This window comes from Halobacterium sp. KA-4 (assembly GCF_021028995.1).
Lineage (GTDB): Archaea > Halobacteriota > Halobacteria > Halobacteriales > Halobacteriaceae > Halobacterium.
In genome coordinates, this window is sequence record NZ_JAJJZG010000007.1 from 112392 (window position 1) to 129028 (window position 16637).

Genomic DNA, 16637 nt, shown 5'->3' on the forward strand with positions numbered 1-16637 from the left:
ACGCCCGTGGTGACATGGACGTACCGGGCGTGAAGCGAGTGACTGGACGGGTCGCGGTCGCGTTGACCCTCGCAGTCGCCGCGCTGTCGGTCGGCGTCGGCATCCTCGGCATCGTCAATCCGACCGCGAACTTCGGGCCGTTCGCCCAGCACATTCCGCCCGCAATCAGCCAGACCGCCGGGTTCACCGGCTCACTCACCGGCTTCTTGATGGTGATGAGCGCGTTCGGCCTGCGCCGCGGCCTCCGGGTGGCGTGGTACTCGACGATGGTGTTGCTCCCGGTCACCGCTGGCCAGGGGCTCGTGCAGGCGACGCCGTACTCGGTGCCGCTGGTCGTGTTGTCGATTGTCGCGTTCCCCGTGCTCGCCGTCGCGCGCAGCCGCTTCGACGAGCCGATTTCGCTGTCCACCAGCCAGTTGGCAGCGGGCGGCGCGCTCGCCGGCGTGCAGGCGTACGGCACCATCGGCACGTACGCGCTCCGCGGCGAGCGCGGGTTCACGGGCGTGAACACGATGCTGGACGCGTTCTACTACACGCTCGTCACCTCCAGCACCGTGGGCTACGGCGACCTCACCCCGACCACGCAGGAGGCGCGGCTGTTCTCGCTGTCCGTGCTCGTGCTCGGCACCGCGAGTTTCGCCGTCGCGCTCGGCGCGCTTCTCGGCCCCGCCCTCGAAGCCCGGTTCGCGAGCGCCCTCGGACGCATGACACAGAGCGACCTAGAGTCCCTCGACGGCCACGTGGTCGTCGCGGGCTACGGCGACCTGACGGAACCGATTCTGACCGAACTCGCCGCCAGCGGCCGCCAGTTCCTCGTGGTGGCCCGCGGCGGCACCGACACCTCGGAACTCCGCGACCGCGACATCGATGTCCTCGCCGGCGACCCCGCCGACGAGAAAGTCCTCGAACGGGCGGGCGTCGAGCGCGCCCGAGCGGTCGTCGCGGCGACCAACGACGACGGCGAGGACGCGCTCGCGATTCTCACCGTCACCGAGGCGTTCCCCGACGTTCGCGTGGTCGCCGCCGCCACCGAGCAGGAGAACGAGCCGAAACTCCGCCGCGCGGGCGCGAACACCGTTATCAGCCCGATGGTCATCGGCGGTCGGCTGCTGGCCCGCTCCGCGCTCGGCGACGACCAGGCCGAGCAGGACGCCGCCGACGTCGTCGACGAAGTGTAGTCAGGCGGTGTGGACGACCGCGATGTCCGTCTCGAGGTCGCGGACGCGCTCGTAGGTCGGCCGCGAGAAGAACTTCGAGGCGGCCGAGCGGTCGGTGCTCGCGCCGAGGAAGACGAGGTCGTAGTGGGCGTCGTTGCGCTCGACGAACTCCTCGATTGACGACCGCGAGACGCGCGTCTCACAGCGCGTGCCCACGGTCTCCGTGAGGTTCGCGAGCATCGACTCGGTGCGGCGGCGCTCGCGCTCGGTGTCGATGCACGAACAGACGCTGATAGAGCCGTTCCGGCCGGCGAGGCGCTCGGCGTAGTCCAGCATCGCGTGCGCGACGTCGGAGGCGCTGCGCACGGGAACCATGATGCGCTTCCAGCGTGTGCGCTCGCCGGTCGACTGGAGCGCGACGACGTCCACGCCGCTCCCGAACAGCGTCCGCAGGAACGGCGTCAGTGCGCCGTCCTCGTCGCACTCGAAGGGCGTGACGACGAGGTCGCAGTTCGCCTCGTCGGCGGTCGAGAGCACTGTCCCCGCGGGGTTGCCGTTCGCGACCGCGACCGCCACGTCGCAGGGGACGCCGACGCTCGTCTCGATGCGCGCGGCCTGCTGTTCGAGTTCGCGCGCGGCAGCGTCGGCGGCCCGCTCCTCGCCGGTGGACTCGGCGTCCTCGACGTAGTCCGCGCCCTCGCCGCCGATGCACTCGCGCTCGGCGGCCGCGATTTCCTCGTCGTCGACGACGTCCAGCAGCACGACCTTCCCGGCGTCGTGGGCGGCCGCGATGCGCGCACCCAGCATCGCGGTCTGCTCGGCAGTCTCCCCGCGCATCGGCACGACGACATGGTCGTCGGCCTCCGTCGTCCGGTAGAGGTAGCGGGCGCGCTCCTCGTAGAACTCGCGGCGCCACAGCACGAACACGACCGCGACCAGCGACGCCGACAACGCGACGGCGACGACGTACGCGAACTGCGCGGTGCCCGTGACGAGCACGAGCAACGCCGTCGAGAACGCAGTCGGGAGTTCGAGGTCCAGTGCCCACGTCACAGCGGCCGTGAGGAACACGCCGAGCGCGGCCGCGCCCGCGTCGAGCCCGACCGCAGAGGTCGGGACGCCGTACGCGAGCGCGGTGAGTTCGACGGCGCCCCACCCGCAGAGCGCGCCGACAGTCAGCCCGCCGACAAACGTCCGTGGGTTCGAGTAGCGGCCCTCGGGCTCGGCGAACAGCGTATACGTCCCCGACGCAAGCGGCGGGAACAGGAGGAACGAGACCACGTCGACCGTCTCCGAGAGCAGCGTCACGAGCCCGACGAGTAGCGGCACGAACAGCAGCACGGAGACGTGGAGGAGGTTGCTCGTCGTCTCCAGCCACTTCCGGAACGAGCGGAGTTCGCGGCGCTCGATGCGCGCGGCGCGCTGCCGGGCCGCCGCGAGCCGCCGCCGCAACTCCGAGAACATGTGCACGCAGTCGGCGAGCCCGGCAGTTGGGTGTTTCGGCTGTGCCTACGCGAGTCGCGTCACGGCGTCCAGCGAGATGTCGATGGCGCGCGCGACGTTGTTCTTCGCCTTCTCGGGGAGTTCGTCGTCGCTGTCCGCGCCCTTCTGCGTGCCCGCGACGAGGTTGCCGTCGACCGTGCAGATAGCGCCCGCGGCGAGGCCCTTGCGGCGCGCCAGCGAGAAGACGGTCGCGGCCTCCATCTCGACGGCGAGCAGGCCGGCGTCGTTCCAGTCGTCGACGAAGTCCTCGTCCTCGTTGTAGAACGCGTCGTCGCTGACGATAGGGCCGACGTGCACCTTCTCATCGTTGGCTTCGGCGGAGTCGACGACGCTCGTGAGCACGTCGTAGTCCGGGACGGCTGGGTAGACGGCGGACTCGTAGCGCTTGCTCGTGCCCTCCTCCTTGGCGGCGCCGGTCGCAACGATCATGTCGCCGACCTCGATGTCCGCCTGGAGCGCGCCGATGGTGCCGACGCGGAGGAACGTCTCCACGCCCACGCGCGAGAGTTCCTCGACGGCGATGGCTGCCGAGGGACAGCCGATGCCGGTCGAGGAGATGGTGAGGTCGACGCCGTCGTAGGTGGCGTTGACGACCTTGTACTCGCGGTTCTCAGCGACGACCTCGCTGTCGTCGCAGTGGCTGGCGATGCGGTCGACGCGGCCCGGGTCGCCGGGCAGCAACGCGATGTCGTGGACGTCGCCTTCCTCGACTAGCAGGTGGGGCTGTTTGGCCATGCCAGCGATTCGACGCTCGCGGAGAAAAAGAGCGGGGATTGCGGTCAGCGCGCGACCAGCCCGCGCGGGCGCTCGGATTCGAGCGCAGCAGGCCACTCCGCGTCGATGCGGGTCCACGACGCGCCCCAGTCGTCGGTCCGGAAGAACCCGCGGTTCGTCGCAACGACGGCTTCCCCGGGCCCAGTCGCCACGAGCACGGACGCGAGCAGCCCGTTCGGACCGGGCAAGTCCTCACTGCGCTTCCAATCAGCATCTGCGCCGTCCTTCCGGAAGACCGCGCTGCTGGCGGTCCCGGCGTCGTGGGCGCTGCGCGGGCCGTTCGCGGCGGAGACGAGCACGCGCTCGGGGTTGGCGGGGTCGCAAACGACGCTCCAGCAGTACGAGCGGTCCAAACCCGCTTCCACGGTGCGCCAGGAGTCGCCGCCGTCCTCGGTGACGTAGAAGCCGTCGCCGGCGGCCGAATACGCGAGGTCCGGGCGGTCGTCGTGGGTTGCCATCGAGTGCGTGTCGTACGGACCCGACGGAACTCGGTCCTGCCACGTCTCGCCGCCGTCCGGAGACCGCACGAGCGCACTGGCTTCGACGGCGACGTAGAGCCGTTCGGGCGTGGGTTCGAGCCAACGGACGTGGTGCGTGGAGGGACGTGGCGGGAACGCCCAGTCGTCGCTGGACGGCAGGTCGGTGAGCCCCTCTCGCTCGGTGAACGTCTCGCCGCCGGGCGCGTGGTAGACTGCGCTCGGCTCGGTTCCCGCCCAGACGCCCGACTCGTGGACGGCGACCGCGGTCACGTCGCCGACGGCCGCGACGCACGTCCACTCCTCGGTGTCGGTGTCGGACTGGCGGTAGACGCCGTCGCTGGTTCCGCAGTAGACGCCGAATGGGCCGGCGTCGAGACACTGCACGTCGCCGGAGAAAACGGTCTGGAGGCTGCCGTCGTCGAACGAGAGCACGCGGTCGGGGAACGCCGCGAGGAGTCGCATATGCCGTACTACGAGCGCCACCTACCTAAACGTCAGTCAGAACTGCTGGTCGAGGAACGCCTCGACTTCCGGGTACGTCGGCGCGGTGCGCGCACCTTCGGCCTGGGCGGCGAGCGCGCCGCAGGCGTTCGCGAACTCCAGCGCGCGCTCGTAGTCGTCGGGATGGTCGAGGAGGACGGCGATGAAGCCGGCGGCGAAGGCGTCGCCAGCACCCGTCGTGTCCACGGGTTCGACGTCGAAGCCGGGGTGTTCGAACGAGCCCGCGGGCGTGTGGACGGTCGCGCCCTCCGCGCCGTGTTTCACGACGACGACGCGGTCGCCGACCTCCGATTCGGCGTACGTGGCGTCCTCCTCCAGAATTTCGAGGGCTTCGCGGTCATTGACGAAGAGGACGTCGCAGCGCTCGATGGTCGCCGCGTAGTCGCGCTCGTCGAGGCGGCGGCCGGGGTCGAACGAGACCGTGGCGCCGGCTTCGGTGGCGAGTTCGGCGATGCGCGTGGCGGTCTCGGGGCGCTGGCTGGTGAGGTGGACGTGGTCGGCAGCCCGGACGTAGTCGGCGTCGACGTCCGCGGGCGCGACGGCTTCGTTGGCGCCGTCGTTGCCGAGCACCATCACCTCACCGTCGCCGTCCACGACGAGGTACTTCACGCTGGTCTCGGCGTCCTCGACGACGCGGAGGCCGTCGAGGTCGACGCCGACGCGGTCGAGCTCCCGGCGCGCGAGCAGCCCGTTCTCGTCGTCGCCGACGCTCCCGACGAGCCCGGTGTCGACGTCGAAGCCCGCGAGCGCGACCGCCGCGTTGGCCGCACTGCCGCCCCCGGAGCGGCGCTGGGAGACGATGCGGGCTTCGCCGTCGGGCTCGGGGAGGGCGTCGACGCGGAGCGTGACGTCCCAGTTGACGTGACCGGCGGCGACGACACGAACCATGGCCGGCGGTTGGGTCGGTCGCGCTAAAACCCTGCGGGATTCGCGGCGACGAACAGGAGGACGTTGTGCGCGCCCGGACCGAGGCCGACCGCGGCGACGACGGCGAGCAGAAGGCTCCCTTCGACGGGGTCCTCGCGGACGTACTCGGCGAGCAGGAGGACGACCGCGGCGCCGAGCGCGGTCTTCACGAGGACGAACAGCCAGCCGACGCCGATGATGGAGGCAGTGGGGAGTTCGGCGGCGGCGTGCATGATAGCGGCGGAGAGCGGCGTCTGCTCGCCGAATCCGAGCACGTCCACGCCGACCGCGGTGGAGGTGCCGTCGAGGACGTGTGCGAAGACGGCGAGCGCGCCCGCGGCGCCGACGGCGGCGACGTCGTCCGGTCGCAGTTGCTCGACGGCCCACCACGCGACGTGCCCGATGACGGCAGCGGCGACGACGGCGGCGAGGGGCCACGCCAGCGTCAGCGTGTCGTGCGCGAGGCCGTAGCCGACGGCGGCAGCGGTGGGGAAGACAGCGAGCACGCCGCCGACGGCTGCGGTGGCGAGTAGTGGACGAGCGGTGCGCCGCGCGGCGAGCCACGTCGCGCCCGCGACGGCGAACGTGGTCGCGTAGACGGTCGGGGAGCCGAAGAAGGGCGCGACCGTGCTGGGGTAGAGGTCGAGTTGGAAACAGACGTACAGCGTCGACCCGAGCACCATCCACGGGGCGAACGCGAGGACCGTGCGGTCGGTGACGGGCGGCGCTTCGCGGACGAGCAGCCACCCGACCGCGAGCACGGCGGCGGCGACGACCGCGAGGTACGGGAGCGACGGGAGCGCGAACCCGGAAGGCAGGACCATACCGAGAGGGTGGACGCGCCGCGTGAAAACCTTGTTATTCCTCCGCCCAGGGCTCGCTGGTGCCCTCGCCGTACAGTTCCCGCATCAGCGTGACGACGCTCTCCGGGGGGAACTGGCCGCGCTCGGTGACGATGGCGTCGACGTAGCGCGGCGGCGTCACGTCGAAGGCGGGGTTCTCCACGTCCGGATTCCCCATCTCCGCGCGCTCCTCGTCGCCGAGGACCTCGGTCTCGTCGCGCATCTCGATTTCGACGGTGTGGCCGGTGAGCGTGTCCGGGTGGAGTTTGAGCGTCTGCGCGGCGACCATCACGGGGACGCCGCGCTCGCGGGCAGAGACGGCGAGCATGCTGGTCCCGATTTTGTTGACGACGGAGCCGTCGGCGGCAATGGAGTCCGCGCCCACGAGCACGTGGTCGACGTCGTCGAGGTAGCGCCGCGCGGCATTGTCTACGACCATCGTCACCGGGACGTCCCACTCGCGGAGCTGTTTCGCGGTGATGTGGCCCTGCTTGCGCGGGCGTGTCTCCTTGACGACGGCCTCGATTTCCTTGCCGTCGTCGAGGGCGGCTTCGACGCACGCCAGCGCGTCCGTCGAGTGGCAGTGCGTCATGATGGTGTCGCCGTCCCGCAGGCGGTTCGCGCCGATTGCGCCGAGGTCGTCCTGCGCGCGGTCCAACTGGTCGCGGAAGCGCTCGGTCGCCTCGATAGTGGACGCGCGGAGGGCCGCCACGGAGTCGCCGTCGACCTCGTTGAGCACGTAGCGGAGCGCGTTCGGCAGGCTGACCGCGGTCGGGCGGGTGTTCCGCAGGCGGCGCGCGGCCGCCCGGAGTTCCTCGCGGAAGCCCGCGGGCGTGTCGGCGTCGCTGTCGCGAGCCTGCGCTTCCAGCGCCTCCGCGGCGGCGCGCGCGATGGTCGCCGCACCCCTGACTTCCATCTCCGCGATGTCCTCGGCGGTAGTCTCGACCTCCGGTGCGAGCATGCCCCTCGGTTCGTGCCGCGGGTAAAAGGGGTTGGCGTCCACCGGCCGACTTTTCACGTGGCCCCACCTCGCCTCGGGTATGAACCGCGAGGAGCTCGCCGCGCGCATCGACCACACCGTGCTCGGCCCCGTGACGACGCCAGCGGACGTCGAGCGCGTCGTCGAGGAGGCTACCGAGTACGGGATGAACGTCTGCATCCCGCCGTGTTACGTCGCCGACGTGCGGAGTTACGCGCCCGACGACCTCACCGTCGCCACCGTCGTCGGGTTCCCGCACGGCCAGCACGCCACGGCAGCGAAGGTCAGCGAGGCCCGCATCGCGCACGCCGACGGCGCGGACGAACTCGACGTCGTGACGAACGTCGGCCGCCTGAAGGCCGGCGAACTGGACGCCGTTCGCGAGGACCTCGAAGCGGTCGTGGACGCCACGCCGCTGCCCGTGAAGGTCATTATCGAGACGCCGCTGCTCGACGACGAGGAGAAACACGACGCGTGCCGGGCCGCGAAAGCCGCGGGCGCGGACATGGTGAAGACTGCGACCGGGTTCTCCGACGGTGGCGCGACCGTGCCGGATGTCGAACTGATGAGCGAGTACCTCCCCGTGAAGGCCAGCGGCGGCGTCGGCGACTACGAGGACGCGCAGGCGATGTTCGACGCGGGCGCCGAGCGCATCGGCGCGAGTTCCGGCGTGAACATCGTGGAGACGTTCGACGAGTAGGCAGTCCTCGCCGGGAGCGTCGCCGGCTATCGTCGTACTTTTGGCCGCGGACGGCCAACGATTGAGTCAACGCATGGCCCAGTACCACATCGAGACGTACGGGTGTACCTCGAACCGCGGCGAGAGCCGCGAAATCGAGCGACGCCTCCGCGACGCCGGCCACCACAAGGTCGAGGGGGCCGACGAGGCGGACGTCGCCATCCTCAACACCTGTACGGTGGTCGAGAAGACGGAGCGCAACATGCTCCGGCGGGCCGAGGAACTCGAAGACGAGACGGCCGACCTCATCGTCACCGGCTGCATGGCGCTCGCGCAGGGCGAAGAGTTCGCCGACGCGGAGGTCGACGCTCAGGTCCTACACTGGGACGACGTGCCGGAGGCCGTGACGAACGGCGAGTGCCCGACGACGACGCCGGACGCCGAACCCATCCTGGACGGTGTCATCGGCATCCTCCCCATCGCCCGCGGCTGCATGAGCAACTGCTCGTACTGCATCACGAAGCAGGCGACCGGGCGCGTGGACTCCCCGCCGGTCGAGGAGAACGTCGAGAAGGCGCGCGCGCTCGTCCACGCCGGCGCGAAGGAGATTCGCATCACCGGCCAGGACACCGGCGTCTACGGCTGGGATAAAGGCGAACGGAAGCTCCCCGAACTACTGGAGCGCATCGCCACCGAAATCGAGGGCGACTTCCGCGTTCGCGTCGGGATGGCCAACCCCGGCGGCGTCCACGGCATCCGCGAGGACCTCGCGGAAGTGTTCGCCGAGCACGACGAAATCTACAACTTCCTGCACGCGCCCGTGCAGTCCGGCAGCGACGACGTGCTCGAAGACATGCGCCGCCAGCACGAGGTCGAGCAGTACGTCGACATCGTGGAGACGTTCGACGACTACCTCGAGGAGTGGACACTCTCGACGGACTTCATCGTCGGCTTCCCGACGGAGACCGACCACGACCACGAGCAGTCGATGGCGCTGCTGCGTGAGACGCGTCCGGAGAAAATCAACGTCACGCGGTTCTCCAAGCGCCCCGGCACCGACGCAGCCGAGATGAAGGGCCTCGGCGGACAGACGAAGAAGGACCGCTCGAAGGCGATGACCGACCTCAAGATGGACGTGGTCGGGGACGCCCACGAGTCGATGGTCGGCACCGAGCGCGAGGTCCTCGTCACCGAGCAGGGGACCGGCGACTCCGTGAAGTGCTACGACGGCAGCTACCGCCAGATTATCGTGCAGAACGCCTCCGACTACGGGTTGGAACCCGGCGACTTCGCCACTGTGGAGGTCACCGGCCACCAGACCGTCTACGCGTTCGGCGACCCCGTCTAATTCTCACGCGCCCAACTCACCCGCGGACCGCCGCGCGGCGTACTCGATGCCGACCGTGAGCGCGGTCGCGGCCGACAGTATCGGCCCGAAGAAGAGTGCCCACACCCACAGGATGTCGGTCTCGCCGCCGATGCGGAGGAACAGGTACCACGTCGCGGCGACGGCGGCGAACACCGCGACCGGGCCGGCGACGAGCCGCCAGCGGGCGAACGCGTACGCGGCGAATCCGGCCTGCGCGACGGCGACGACGAACGCGAGGGCGAGCCAGGCCGCAAGCAGGTGTAGGCCGCCGTAGTCGGGGAACGGGTACGCGGCCCAGTACCGGACAGCCCACCACAGCACCAGCGACGCGACAGCCACGGGGACGCCGACCAGCGCGGCAGCGTGTCGGGGCGACCGGTCGGCCACGTGCACGGTCGCGAGCGCGGCGACGAGCGCTGCGTTGCCCGCGACGGCGACCGTCGCGGCGGTGCTGCCGAGGACTGGCCAGGGCTGTCCGGGCATACACGTCGACTCGCAGCGACGCCACTTGACGGTGCGGGGCACTCTCGAACGTGCTGCGAGCGCGCCGACTACCGCTTCGTCTGGACGTTCGTGCTCCCGCACTCGGGGCACTTCGTCATCGACCCGAGCGTGGGATGGGTCCCGGACTCCCAGTTTCCGTTCGGCGGGTCTGTACGGCCGCATTCGAGACACTGGAGCTGTCGGGTCTCGCTCATGGGAGAGGCTTCGGTAGACCCCCTCATAGAACTTCCCGCCGAACGGTCCTGACAGCCACAGTACCTTTGTGGCTGTGAACGTGTGTCACAACTGACCAGCGATGGTAGCACTCGTCGAACAACTCTACGACGTGCGACCGGGCGACGACGTCGTCGTCGAGACGGACGACGGTACGCGCGTCGCGGGACGGCCGTCGCGTATCGAGCGCGACGAGGCTGGCGTCCGCATCGAACTCTGTCCCGGGCCGCGGAACGCCCCACAGTACCGGGTGCGCGCTGTCAGAACACCGGGCGGCTGGGAATCGCCGCGCGTCGAACGCCGACCGATGGGCGGCGAGTGGACGGACTGCGGCGAACTCGCGGCGCTGGCGTAGTCACTCGGTGTCGGCGGCCTTCCACTCGCCGAGTTCCTTCGGGTCGACGTGGACGAACACGTCGTCGACCTCCGGAATCTCGCGCACCGACTCGATGATTTCGGTCTCGATGTCGTGGGCCTCGTAGAGGCTCATCTCGCCCTCGACCTCGACGTGGAGGCTGACGTCGACCTCCGGGCCGACGTAGTGGGCGACGACGTCGTGGGCACCCTCCACTTTGGGGTGGGCGAGCGCGCGGTCGAGAATCTCCTCGCGGAGGTTCTCGGGAGGCGCGGCGCCGACGAGGTAGTTGACGTTGTCGCGGACGATTTCGTAGCCCGTGTAGAGGATGCCGAGCGCGACCACGAGCGCCGCCACGGGGTCCAGAATCGGGTAGCCAGCGGCGGAGCCGAGGACGCCCGCCAGCGCCGCGCCCGCGGTGAGGATGTCGTTGCGGTTGTCGAGGGCGGTCGCGCGAATCGCCGGCGAGTGGTAGCGCTCGGCGACGTCCAGACAGTAGTAGTAGAGCGCGTACTTCGCGACCGCAGTGCCTGTGAGCACGACGACGCCCGCGAGCCCGGCGCTACGGCCGTACGTCCCCGCCAACAGGGAGGTCGACGCCGACCAGATGACGGCGGCACCGGCCGCGAGCACGCCGACGGCGACGAACAGCGAGACGAACGGCTCGATGCGCTCGTGGCCGTGCGGATGCTCGAAGTCCGGCGGCTGCGTCGTGAGGTAAAGCCCGCCGAGCACGACCAGCGAGTACGCGACGTCCGCGAGGCTGTTGACTGCCTCGGAGCCGACCGCGATGCTGCCGGTCGTCCACCAGACGACGGCTTTCGCGGCGACGAGGGCGAGGTTCGCAGCGAAGACGACGCCGCCGACCCGCCGGACCGCGCGTCTCCGGTCCATCGACACGACCTACCCCGCCCGGGTGGTTCGGTGTTTCGATTCAGTCGAAATCGAGGCGCGGCGCCCCAGAGTCCGTCTCGACGGCGGCAGGATGGTCGGCGAAGGCCTCGTGGAGGCGGTCGTAGGACTCGTCGAGGGCTTCGACGATGACCTTCGTGTCACTGATGACAGGCATAAAGTTCGTGTCGCCGCTCCAGCGCGGCACAACGTGCGTGTGAAGGTGGTCGTCGATGCTGCCGCCGGCCGCGCCGCCACCGAGGTTGAGACCGGCGTTGAAGCCGTCCGGCCCGAACGCGTCGTCGAGGGCGTCGAACGTCGCCTGCTTGAGACGCGCGTGGCTGAGCAGCGTCTCGTCGTCGAGGTCGGTGTAGTCGCCGGTGTGCGTGTGCGGGACGACCATGCAGTGCCCGGGGCTGTACGGGTAGTTGTTCAGCATCACGAACGCGTGCTCGGCGCGCGCGACGACGAGGTGCTCGCGGTCGTCGCCGCGCTCAGGGTACTCGCAGAACACGCAGTCGACGTCCTCGTTCTTCTCCTCGCGTTCCACCCACTCGATGCGCCACGGCGCGAACACCTGGTCCATAGGCGGGAGTTGGGAGCCCGCGTCAGGTGCTTTTCGGTGCCAAGTGTGCTAGTTGTTCACATTCACCGTTTTAGTCGGTTATTTACTGGTAGCGACGAAAATGACAACTGGAGTGGTACCGATGGCCAGCAAGACACCCCAGGCCGACGCGATGACGGAGCCGTGTCAGAACTGCGGGTACGAGACCCCGCACACGGTCACCGTCGAACTCCGGACGGAGAGTGCCGACGACCAGAACGCGGCGTTCTCCCGGGAGCCCTATCGGGTAGCGACCTGCCGCGAGTGCGGCGACGTGCGGGCCAAGCGGATGAACGACGCCTAGTTCGTCGTGATTTCGCAGCCGTCCTCGGTGACGATGAGCGTGTGCTCGTCTTGGCTGACGAGCGCGCCCTCGCTCTCCTTCAGTACCGGGTACGACCGAACGATGTCCGCCATCTCGAGCCGCCGCAGACTCATCTCCGCGCGCGGCGCGTCGACCCAGCGCGCGGCGAACGGGAGCCCGTCGAACTGTTCGAGGTCGTCCAAGAGTTGGCGCGCGCGGCGGTCCCGGACGCTGCCCTCGCCGACGACCTCGTAGATTTCGGTGGCCGAGCCCTCCGAGACCTTCCCCGTCCCGTCGGTGGCGAACGGCTCGATGGCGAGCACGTCCCCGACCTGCAGTTCGGTGCCGGACTCGACCGAGCGGTTTGGGACGCTCGGCCCCGTGTGCGCGTCGTAGACGTCGACGCCGTGACCCGTCAGATTGACCACGGGGTTGTAGCCGTACGCCTCGATGACGTCCTGAATTTCGGCGCCGATTTCGCCCGTGTGGACGCCCGGTGCCACAGCGTCGACGGCAGCATTGAGGGCTTCCTCGGCGGCTTCCACGAGTTCGGGGTTGCCGGAGAGGTCGACGGTCGTCGCGGCGTCCGCGATGTGGCCGTCGACGTGCACGCCCACGTCCAGGCACACCATCTCCTCGCCGAACTCCGTGTCGTCGTCGGCGCCCGGCGCGGCGTGGCTGGCCTCCTCGTCGACGCTGATGTTCACGGGGAACGCCGGCTCGCCGCCGAGTTCGCGGATGCGCTCCTCGGCGAACTCCGCGACCTCCAGTTGCGTGACGCCGACCTCGACGCGGTCGGCTGCCTCCTCCATCACGTCCGTCAGAATGTCGCCGGCTTCCACGTACTTCTCGTACGCCTCGGAGCCGACTTCGACGCTGTCTGCCATGCCGTAGTCTTGGCCCGAACGCGGGAAAGAGGTTGCGGGATTGCGTGCTCGACGCTGGATTACTCCTCGAGGAACCACTCGACGTCGCCCCAGAACGCGTCGTCGGCGGCGCGCTCGGGCACGCTCGCGAACCAGTCGTCGGCCCACTCGTCGCGCTCGCTGCTCCGCTTCGCTTCGAGGTGGTCCATCGGCGTCGGCTCGTTCAGCGGCCGCGCGCGGAACACCACGTCGTAGCCCGTGGTCTGTCGCGTCGCCGACCCCGCGAGCCGGTAACTCGTCCGCTGGACACGCTCCACGCGATCGAGGTTGACCGCCAGCCCGGTCTTCTGGGCGACCCAGCGCCGCGCCACTGCCGCCCAGTCGTCGCCCGCCTTCACCGGACTCGCAGGTAGTCGCCACCCCTCCGGGCCGTTCACGAGTAATACGTCGCCGTCGTCGTTCAGCACCGCGACCGCAGCCGTCCCCGCCCACGTCTCGTGGCCGTTGAACGCGCCGCGGTCGTCGACCACCTCGGTCTCCTCGCGGAACAACACGTCCGTGCGCTCGCGGCACTGCTCGGGGTCCAGCAGACACGTTTTCGAGAAGCCGTCGTACGTGGGGCGGAGGGGGATGGTGAAGTGCTGGCGGCGCGCCAGCGTGGCAATCGCGTACGACGCGAGAGGTAAAGGACGCTGTGCCGGTTCGGAGTGCTACTCGCCAGCGGTGACGGCGCCGACGACGTCGCCGACGTTCATCGCGACGGCGAGCACCACCGCGAGCACGAGCAACACGAGCGTCGCGATGACGTTGAGCCGGGGCGCCGTGCCGTACGCGAGCATCGCGTACATCGTCGTGGTGAGGACGTCCGTCGTCCCGGAGACGAAGTACGCACGCACGAACTCCTCGAAAGAGCGAATCCACGCGAACAGGAACCCGGCGGCGACGGCGGGCGCGACCGCGGGCAGCGTCACGTCCCGGAACGCTTCGAGGGGGGACGCGCCGAGGTCGCGCGCGGCCTCTTCGAGGCTCTCGTCGAAGGCGGCGAGCCGCGCGGAGACGAGCAACACGACGAACGGCAGCCCGTAGACGGCGTGCGTGAGCACGGTCGGGACGAACCCGGGCGTCACGTCGAGGACGGTCCGGAGATAAATCAGGAGGCCGATGCCGAGCACGACGCCCGGCACCACCATCGGCAGGACGACGGCGACCCGGAACGCGCCCGACAGCGGGAAGTCGTAGCGCACGAGCGCGACGCTCCCGGGGACGCCGACGGCGGTTGCGGCAGCGGCCGCCAGCGTCGCGATGCTGAAGCTGTTGGCGACGCTGCGGAGCAACTCCTCGTCGGCGAGCGTCGCCCGGTAGTGCGCGAGCGTGAGCCCCTCGAAGGGGAACAGCGTCGACGCGTTCTCGGCGACCGAGAGCGCGACGATGAACACCAACGGCACCCAGAGGAACGCGAGCACGACTGCGGTCCACCCAGTGAGCGCGTATGAGAGTAGCCGGCCGCGCGTGGTCGCCGCCATCACTGCTCACCCCCGGCGGAGGCGCCGAGACGGGCGTATCGCACAGCGACGCCGAACGCGACGGCGACGAGCACGACCACGAACGTCGCGGCCGCGCTCGCGCTGGCGATGTTGTACGACTCCACGCGGCCGGCGATGAGCTGGCCGACCATCAGCACGGTCGAGCCGCTGAGGAACTGCGGCGCGACGAACGCGCCGAACGCCGGCACGAACACGAACAGCGACCCGGCGACGACGTTCGGGAGCGTGAGCGGCCAGAGCACGTCCCGGAACACCGCGACGCGGGATGCGCCGAGGTCGCGCGCGGCCTCCACGAGTTCGAAGTCCACGGCGTCGATGCCGGCGTACAGCGTCAACAGCATGTACGGGAACTGGGCGTGCGCGAGCCCGACGACGATGGCGGGGATGCCGAAGTCGAACGCGCCGACGGGACCGACGCCGAGCAGCGCCGCGAGGTCGTTGAGCACGCCACCCTCTCCGAACAGCAGGTACCACGAGTAGACCCGCACGAGGTACATCGTGAAGAACGGCAGCAGGACGAGGAACAGGACGATGCGGCGGCCGCGCTCGCGGCGAGCGAGCGCGTACGCGACCGGGAACGCCGTCACCAGACAGACCAGCGTCGTCGCGGCCGCGACGCCGATGGAGAGCGTCAGCGACTGGAAGAACGGCGTCGTCCAGAACGGCGTGCCGTCGAACAGCGCGGCGTAGTTCGCCGCCGACGGCTCCCAGATTATCTCGTAGGCATCGCCGATGCGCGCGAACGACAGCGCGACCATGAACGACAGCGGCGCGAGCAGCAGCGCGACGAGCAGGCCGCCGCTTGGCGCCAACAGCGCCGCCAGCCGCGTGCGTCGAGAGCCGAATATGCGCTGGAGTGCGCCGCTCTCCGGGGTTCTCGTGCCGTTCGCGTCGGCGTCGGCGCCCGCCATCTCAGGCCGTCTTCACTTCCTCCCACACCGACCGCCAGGCGTCCTCGTTCTCGACGGCCTTGAACGGAATCATGCCGTCGAGGCGGCTGGGGTCGATGGAGCCGTAGAGCTCGTTGCGGCGCTCCGAGAGGTGCTCGGAGGTCTGGGGGTTGACGCTGGGCGCGTGCCCCTCACGGGCGAGCGTCGCGCCGCTCTCGGGTGCGATGTACTCGTCGATGACTTCCCACGCGAGGTCGGAGTGGTCGGTCTGCTTGGAGACGACGGCCGCCTCGAACCACGACATCGACCCCTCCTTCGGCGTCGCCATCTCCACCCAGTCGTTGCCGTCGATCCACATGTTGGTGAGGTTCATGCGGCCGGAGTGGCCGACGTGGAAGTCGCCCTTCTTGATGCCCTTCACGAACGAGGCGTCGCCGGCGATGTAGCTGGAGAGCAGCGACTGTTTCTGGTCGACGAGCACCGACTTCACTTTCTCCAACTGGGACTCCGAGAGCGTGATGCGGTCGCCCTCGAAGGCGTCGTTGTAGCCGAGGTGGAGCGCCGCGGCGGTCATCGCCTTGAAGTGGTTGTCGTAGAGCGCGACCTTCCCGTTCAGGTCGACGCCGTCGACGCCCTCGAAGAGCACGCTCCAGGACTCCTCGTGCTCGGGGACGTCGCGGGAGTCGTAGCCGTAGCCGTAGAACCCGAAGCGAATCGGGACGCCGTACGGCGTCCCGTCGACCGACAGCTGGCCGTCCGTGAATTCCTGGAACTTCTCGTAGATGTTCGGGTAGTTGTCGAGGTCGTCCAGCGGCGCCGGCTCGACGAGCCCGGCCTCCGCGAACCGCGGGACGTAGTTGTTGTTCGGGACGGCGATGTCGTACTGCTCGTCCTGCCCGGACTGCCACCCGGAGAACATGTCCGCCGAGGACGTCGACTTCGTGATTTCGAGGTTGACGTCGACGGCCGACTCGACGGCCTCCACGACGTCGTCGCGGGCGTAGTGCTCCCACGTGATAACGTTGAGCGTCGGCGTGTCCGACCCACCGCCGATGCAGCCCGCGAGCGCCGTCGTCGTCGCCGCTGCGCCGGCGGCCGCGAGGAACGACCGGCGGTTCACCGTGCCGCGGCCGGCGCCGTCCCGGGCGCCGCTCGCGGTGTCGTCGTGCGTAGTCATTATAGTGGCCCACTGTAATTGCGCCCCGCGAATAAGGGGGCGACTACATGCAACACGTTCGCCGACGCGTGACACCGCCAACAGCCGTAATCACGAGTGT

At 69.6% G+C, this 16637-nt stretch carries 20 protein-coding genes; 5 read left to right on the forward strand and 15 right to left on the reverse strand.

Features of this window, described 5'->3' with window-relative positions:
* The first annotated feature begins 14 nt into the window (after positions 1 to 14).
* Positions 15 to 1178 (forward strand): NAD-binding protein, encoded by a 1164-nt coding sequence (locus LPA44_RS09250; protein WP_230889298.1) that lies wholly within the window; start codon positions 15 to 17, stop codon positions 1176 to 1178.
* Here the strand turns inward: LPA44_RS09250 and LPA44_RS09255 are convergent, their stop codons facing one another.
* The 6 genes from LPA44_RS09255 to LPA44_RS09280 are packed head-to-tail and all read right to left on the reverse strand — an operon-like array spanning position 1179 to position 7123.
* Positions 1179 to 2621 carry an HPP family protein gene (locus LPA44_RS09255; protein ID WP_230889299.1) on the reverse strand — a complete coding sequence of 481 codons (1443 nt, stop codon included), beginning with the start codon at positions 2619 to 2621 and terminating at the stop codon, positions 1179 to 1181.
* A gap of 45 nt (positions 2622 to 2666) precedes the next feature.
* Positions 2667 to 3395: a nucleoside phosphorylase gene (locus tag LPA44_RS09260; RefSeq protein WP_230889300.1), complete on the reverse strand. Its 729-nt coding sequence runs from the start codon at positions 3393 to 3395 to the stop codon at positions 2667 to 2669.
* A gap of 44 nt (positions 3396 to 3439) precedes the next feature.
* Positions 3440 to 4375 (reverse strand): WD40/YVTN/BNR-like repeat-containing protein, encoded by a 936-nt coding sequence (locus LPA44_RS09265; RefSeq protein ID WP_230889301.1) that lies wholly within the window; start codon positions 4373 to 4375, stop codon positions 3440 to 3442.
* 36 nt (positions 4376 to 4411) lie between these two features.
* Positions 4412 to 5302 (reverse strand): carbohydrate kinase family protein, encoded by an 891-nt coding sequence (locus tag LPA44_RS09270; protein WP_230889302.1) that lies wholly within the window; start codon positions 5300 to 5302, stop codon positions 4412 to 4414.
* A gap of 23 nt (positions 5303 to 5325) precedes the next feature.
* Positions 5326 to 6144: a DUF63 family protein gene (locus LPA44_RS09275; RefSeq protein WP_230889303.1), complete on the reverse strand. Its 819-nt coding sequence runs from the start codon at positions 6142 to 6144 to the stop codon at positions 5326 to 5328.
* A 34-nt stretch (positions 6145 to 6178) separates the two neighbouring features.
* Positions 6179 to 7123: a ribose 1,5-bisphosphate isomerase gene (locus LPA44_RS09280; RefSeq protein ID WP_230889304.1), complete on the reverse strand. Its 945-nt coding sequence runs from the start codon at positions 7121 to 7123 to the stop codon at positions 6179 to 6181.
* 79 nt (positions 7124 to 7202) lie between these two features.
* Between LPA44_RS09280 and deoC the strand changes: the two genes are divergently transcribed.
* Both deoC and LPA44_RS09290 read left to right on the forward strand, forming a co-directional pair.
* A complete protein-coding gene (gene deoC, locus LPA44_RS09285) occupies positions 7203 to 7841 on the forward strand; it encodes a deoxyribose-phosphate aldolase (RefSeq protein ID WP_230889305.1) in 639 nt (212 codons plus the stop codon).
* A gap of 73 nt (positions 7842 to 7914) precedes the next feature.
* Positions 7915 to 9168 carry a tRNA (N(6)-L-threonylcarbamoyladenosine(37)-C(2))-methylthiotransferase gene (locus LPA44_RS09290; protein ID WP_230889343.1) on the forward strand — a complete coding sequence of 418 codons (1254 nt, stop codon included), beginning with the start codon at positions 7915 to 7917 and terminating at the stop codon, positions 9166 to 9168.
* A gap of 3 nt (positions 9169 to 9171) precedes the next feature.
* Here LPA44_RS09290 and LPA44_RS09295 read toward each other — a convergent pair whose 3' ends face one another.
* On the reverse strand, positions 9172 to 9672 hold the full coding sequence (locus LPA44_RS09295; protein ID WP_230889306.1) for a hypothetical protein: 501 nt from the start codon (positions 9670 to 9672) through the stop codon (positions 9172 to 9174).
* A gap of 68 nt (positions 9673 to 9740) precedes the next feature.
* Positions 9741 to 9887: a hypothetical protein gene (locus LPA44_RS09300; RefSeq protein ID WP_230889307.1), complete on the reverse strand. Its 147-nt coding sequence runs from the start codon at positions 9885 to 9887 to the stop codon at positions 9741 to 9743.
* A gap of 101 nt (positions 9888 to 9988) precedes the next feature.
* Between LPA44_RS09300 and LPA44_RS09305 the strand changes: the two genes are divergently transcribed.
* Positions 9989 to 10261 carry a hypothetical protein gene (locus tag LPA44_RS09305; protein WP_230889308.1) on the forward strand — a complete coding sequence of 91 codons (273 nt, stop codon included), beginning with the start codon at positions 9989 to 9991 and terminating at the stop codon, positions 10259 to 10261.
* Here LPA44_RS09305 and LPA44_RS09310 read toward each other — a convergent pair whose 3' ends face one another.
* Together LPA44_RS09310 and LPA44_RS09315 are read right to left on the reverse strand one after the other, a co-directional pair.
* On the reverse strand, positions 10262 to 11155 hold the full coding sequence (locus LPA44_RS09310; RefSeq protein ID WP_230889309.1) for a cation diffusion facilitator family transporter: 894 nt from the start codon (positions 11153 to 11155) through the stop codon (positions 10262 to 10264). It abuts the gene before it with no gap.
* Between the two features lie 40 nt (positions 11156 to 11195).
* The gene (locus tag LPA44_RS09315; protein ID WP_230889310.1) at positions 11196 to 11738 is read right to left on the reverse strand and encodes an HIT family protein; all 543 of its coding nucleotides are present in this window, start codon (positions 11736 to 11738) and stop codon (positions 11196 to 11198) included.
* 121 nt (positions 11739 to 11859) lie between these two features.
* Here LPA44_RS09315 and LPA44_RS09320 point away from each other — a divergent pair, with 121 nt between their 5' ends.
* Positions 11860 to 12060 (forward strand): DUF7835 family putative zinc beta-ribbon protein, encoded by a 201-nt coding sequence (locus tag LPA44_RS09320; protein ID WP_230889311.1) that lies wholly within the window; start codon positions 11860 to 11862, stop codon positions 12058 to 12060.
* Here LPA44_RS09320 and map read toward each other — a convergent pair.
* From map to LPA44_RS09345, 5 genes are all read right to left on the reverse strand, one after another.
* Positions 12057 to 12947, reverse strand: a complete 891-nt coding sequence (gene map / locus LPA44_RS09325) for a type II methionyl aminopeptidase (RefSeq protein WP_230889312.1) — start codon at positions 12945 to 12947, stop codon at positions 12057 to 12059. The genes LPA44_RS09320 and map overlap by 4 nt on opposite strands.
* 59 nt (positions 12948 to 13006) lie before the next feature.
* On the reverse strand, positions 13007 to 13456 hold the full coding sequence (locus LPA44_RS09330; RefSeq protein WP_230889313.1) for an NUDIX domain-containing protein: 450 nt from the start codon (positions 13454 to 13456) through the stop codon (positions 13007 to 13009).
* A 180-nt stretch (positions 13457 to 13636) separates the two neighbouring features.
* A complete protein-coding gene (locus tag LPA44_RS09335) occupies positions 13637 to 14449 on the reverse strand; it encodes an ABC transporter permease (RefSeq protein ID WP_230889314.1) in 813 nt (270 codons plus the stop codon).
* Complete coding sequence (locus tag LPA44_RS09340) at positions 14449 to 15381, reverse strand: ABC transporter permease (protein ID WP_230889315.1); 933 nt, start codon at positions 15379 to 15381, stop codon at positions 14449 to 14451. The genes LPA44_RS09335 and LPA44_RS09340 overlap by 1 nt, the downstream gene beginning before the upstream one ends.
* Before the next feature lies 1 nt (position 15382).
* Positions 15383 to 16537, reverse strand: coding sequence for an ABC transporter substrate-binding protein (locus tag LPA44_RS09345; RefSeq protein WP_230889316.1), 1155 nt, complete (start codon positions 16535 to 16537; stop codon positions 15383 to 15385).
* Positions 16538 to 16637 lie beyond the last annotated feature (100 nt).